A 4024-nucleotide genomic window follows, 5' to 3' on the forward strand; every position below is an offset into this window, starting at 1 on the left:
TTGTATTATTCTTTTATTTGTCATAAATCAATAATACATGAGAGCAGACCCTTTGTGGTCTGTTTTTTTGTGTATACACAAAAAAGCTGTTACACAATCAATTACCTGATTGTGCAACAGCCCCTTTGTTTTGCTTTAGAATAAAGAGAAGGTGGGTTTGCCACCTTCTTAAATATTTACGTTAACATGTTTTCAATTTCTTTATCTTTCAGAAGTTCATAGGCTCCTTCTGATGTGTTGGAGCAAACTACAACAGAAGCTTTTGTGGTGGGATAATGGACAGCACGGAAAAAACTCCTGGGTCATATCCCATCTGAATATACTTAACTATTTCCTTTTGATCATCTAATTCCATATAGCCACAGTAACCATAGTATATATTTTGTTTCGCGCTAACGACCTCACGTGGTATTAAAAATAATGGCGTCATCACTTTCGACAGAATTTGATAGTGTGTCAAAGCTTGCCAACATAAAACCATATCTTCTGCTAAACGTTACGTATATTGTAATGGAATATTTACAGTCAAGCAATTCAATTATAAATTTTCAAACTAAATACTTTGCACGTCATGCACAAATGGTAGTTACATCTTGTGCAATGATTCCCTAATTTACTACAGAAATCGTTTTCTAACATGTGGTGGTGGAAGTTCGCAGCTATCTTTTTTTCCAAACCAACGATAGCGGTTATTAGCAATGCGGTCGTAAAAGAAGTCGCGAATGGGCTTAGGCAGAACAATAAAGACATATAGGAATTTCCAACCGCCTAATAACTCTTTGCAAATACGTAGTGCAGCTGTTGATTTATTGTAGTACTTAGTGTTATCGATCAATATTAAACTGCTTAAATCATTAGGAATGTTATATTTTTGTACCAATTTCTGACCGGCGTCGCCTTGTAAGGAAGCAAATAAAAATTGTTCTTGTTTATCGCGTTGTAAAATAAATTGCACGCTTTGATCACAGAAATGACAGACACCGTCAAAGAGAATGATTTTTTTGCTCATCGTACGCCAACCTCCTTTCTATGGATCTAGTTTGTAAACAATTTGTTTCAAAACAAGAAAAGATGAGGACTTGCTCTGTTAGGATTAGAAAAACTTGGCTTACCGCTACATCTTTATGGTGGAAGCCTTAGTTTCTTATACGATAAACCCAAAAATCAAGTTTATCGTATAAAGCCCCCTTTTACAGATTGTTGCTCTATTCTAACATTCACTGACTGTATGCGACTAGTTATGTCTACTATAACATGACGAAGTAACATTTTTCGTTTTATTTGATTTTTATACGGGAACAGTCTCTCTACAAGCATATTGAAAAGTATACCAAACGAATGGAGGAGGGGCATAAGTATGTCAGACCATAAACAAGGTCAAACAAAACAAGAACAATTAGATGCTTACCGTGTTGATGATAAAGGGAAAAAGATGACCACGAACCAAGGATTAAACGTATCCGAGGATGAGTTCTCATTAAAAGCCGGAGTACGTGGACCGACCATTATGGAAGACTTTCATTTTCGGGAAAAAATGACCCATTTTGATCATGAGCGTATACCTGAACGGGTGGTACATGCAAGAGGATATGCAGCACATGGCGTTTTTGAAGTGTATGAATCAATGGAGCAATATACAAAAGCCGATTTCTTAAAAGAAAAAGGGAAACAAACACCCGTATTTGTAAGATTTTCAACGGTTGCTGGATCAAAAGGGTCTGGAGAACTAGCTCGCGATGTAAGGGGAATTGCTACGAAATTTTATACGGAAGAAGGAAATTATGATTTAGTGGGAAATAATATGCCTGTTTTTTTTATCCAAGATGCCATTAAATTTCCTGATTTAATTCATGCTGTGAAGCCCGAGCCACATACGGGTATACCGCAAGCCGCTTCTGCCCATGATACGTTTTGGGATTTTGTAGCAAATAATCAAGAAACAGCACATATGGTGATGTGGCAAATGTCAGATCGAGCCATTCCACGTAGTTTTCGCATGATGGAAGGGTTTGGCGTGCACACATTTCGGTTTGTAAATGAGATGGGAGAAGCTACGTTTGTGAAATTTCATTGGAAGCCAAAGCTAGGCGTGCATTCAACTGTCTGGGATGAAGCACAAAAAATAAATGGGAAAAATCCAGATTTCCATCGTCAAGATTTGTATGAGGCGATTGAAAACGGAGCTTACCCTGAATTTGAGTTAGGTGTGCAACTAATTTCAGAAGAAGACGCCAATGCATTCGATTACGATATATTAGACCCAACTAAAATTTGGCCAGAAGAGGAAGTTCCAGTTAAAATTATTGGCAAAATGACCTTAAATCGAAATGTAGATAATGTTTTTGCTGAAACGGAGCAAGTAGCGTTTCACCCAGGTCATGTAGTTCCTGGCATTGATTTTACGAATGATCCTTTATTACAAGGACGATTGTTCTCCTATACCGATACACAATTAATTCGACTCGGAGGACCTAATTTTCATGAGCTACCAATTAATCGCCCCGTTTGCCCGTTCCACAATAATCAACGGGATGGCTATGGTAGGCATACGATTAATGTAGGGCAAGTGAGTTATCATAAAAACGCACTAGCGGAAAACACGCCAGAACCTGCTTCTCCAGAAGAAGGCGGATATGAGCACTACCAAGAAAAAGTGGAAGGGAGAAAGATTCGTGCAAGAAGTGAAAGCTTCAAGGATCATTTTTCTCAAGCTGCTCTGTTTTGGAATAGTATGAGTGAGATAGAAAAACAACATATTATAGACGCTTTCAGTTTTGAATTAGGAAAGGTAGAAAGTAAAGAAGTACAACAACAAGTAATAAATATGTTTGCCCATGTTAGTTTAGAGATGGTACAAGAAATTGCTGCAAACATTGGTGTCACCGCTCCAAAAGAAGGTGGTTCGCCGGTAAGTAAAGTTTCACCTGCTCTCAGTCAAGAAAACACAACGAAAACAGCAGTAACACGAAATGTAGCTGTTCTTTTAGATAATGGCTTCCATACCGACAGTGTAATTTCTGTTATACATGGATTGAAAAAACAAGGAATTCGTCCTTTCGTAGTTGCGAATAAGCGTGGGGCGATTGTTGGGGAGGATAGCAACACCGTTGAAGCAAATGCTAGCTTTTTAACCGTAGATTCTGTTCTTTTTGATGCGGTTTATGTAGCTGGAAGTAAACAAATGAGTGACCGCTTCTACCAACAAGCGACGCATTTTATTCAAGAAGCATTCCACCATTGCAAGCCAATAGGAGCAGGTAGTGACGGGGTTTCTTTAATAGAAGATTGTCGTATACATCAGGCAAAAGGTGTGATTACGGCGTCTGATGTGGACAACTTTGTGGATACATTTAGCGATGCAGTGGCACAACATCGGTTCTGGGATAGAGAGGTTCAAGTATAAAGTTCATTATAATTTCGCTTGAGTTTCATGAAAAGTTGCTGAAGTTCACAATGAACCATAAGTTGCTACATCTTCAACCAATAAAAAACAGTAGCGTTTTATCATTGCTACTGTTTTTTTAAAAGATAAGAAAGTATAAAATTTGTTGCTTTGGCATACGATTCAACGGAATAGCCACGTCCGGCTCCAGCGCCCAGCAACTAGGCGACTTCACGAAATCGCCCTACGATAAGTCATCATCGGTTTGTTCCTCATCGTGATTCCTTTATCTCAGTTGATTCGTTCCACTCGCTACGTTGCTAAACGGGCGCTTGCGCCTTTGTTCTTGGTTTGGCTTGTTTTGACAGGGTGTTTCTATTTTTCATTTGATACAAAAGTCACTAGCGTTGCATAAACTTTTTATAAAGTAGTCAAGAAAAAACAACTTGTGTCAATACTAAGAATAATAGGAATTATCAATACAAAAACGCATAAAAAAACCTTATAATTAGGGTATGGTAGTCCTGTCCAAATCCCAAATTATAAGGAGTCTTTCATGGACAATCATACCATAAAAATGGTATTCAAGGAATACATTCATCCATTAGATACAAAAGTTATTCAAAAAATGATTGATATGGA

At 37.9% G+C, this 4024-nt stretch carries 3 protein-coding genes; 1 reads left to right on the top strand and 2 read right to left on the bottom strand.

Annotated elements, in window-relative coordinates:
- Window positions 1-247 precede the first annotated feature (247 nt).
- Window positions 248-481, bottom strand: coding sequence for a hypothetical protein (locus HLX49_RS17000; RefSeq protein WP_077702263.1), 234 nt, complete (start codon window positions 479-481; stop codon window positions 248-250).
- Between the two features lie 135 nt (window positions 482-616).
- Window positions 617-1009 (bottom strand): thiol-disulfide oxidoreductase DCC family protein, encoded by a 393-nt coding sequence (locus HLX49_RS17005; protein WP_077702264.1) that lies wholly within the window; start codon window positions 1007-1009, stop codon window positions 617-619.
- 348 nt (window positions 1010-1357) lie between these two features.
- Between HLX49_RS17005 and HLX49_RS17010 the strand changes: the two genes are divergently transcribed.
- Window positions 1358-3403 carry a catalase gene (locus HLX49_RS17010; protein ID WP_077702265.1) on the top strand — a complete coding sequence of 682 codons (2046 nt, stop codon included), beginning with the start codon at window positions 1358-1360 and terminating at the stop codon, window positions 3401-3403.
- Window positions 3404-4024: the final 621 nt, after the last annotated feature.

Source organism: Virgibacillus sp. (assembly GCF_013393565.1).
GTDB classification, from domain to species: Bacteria; Bacillota; Bacilli; order Bacillales; family Amphibacillaceae; genus Virgibacillus; species Virgibacillus dokdonensis.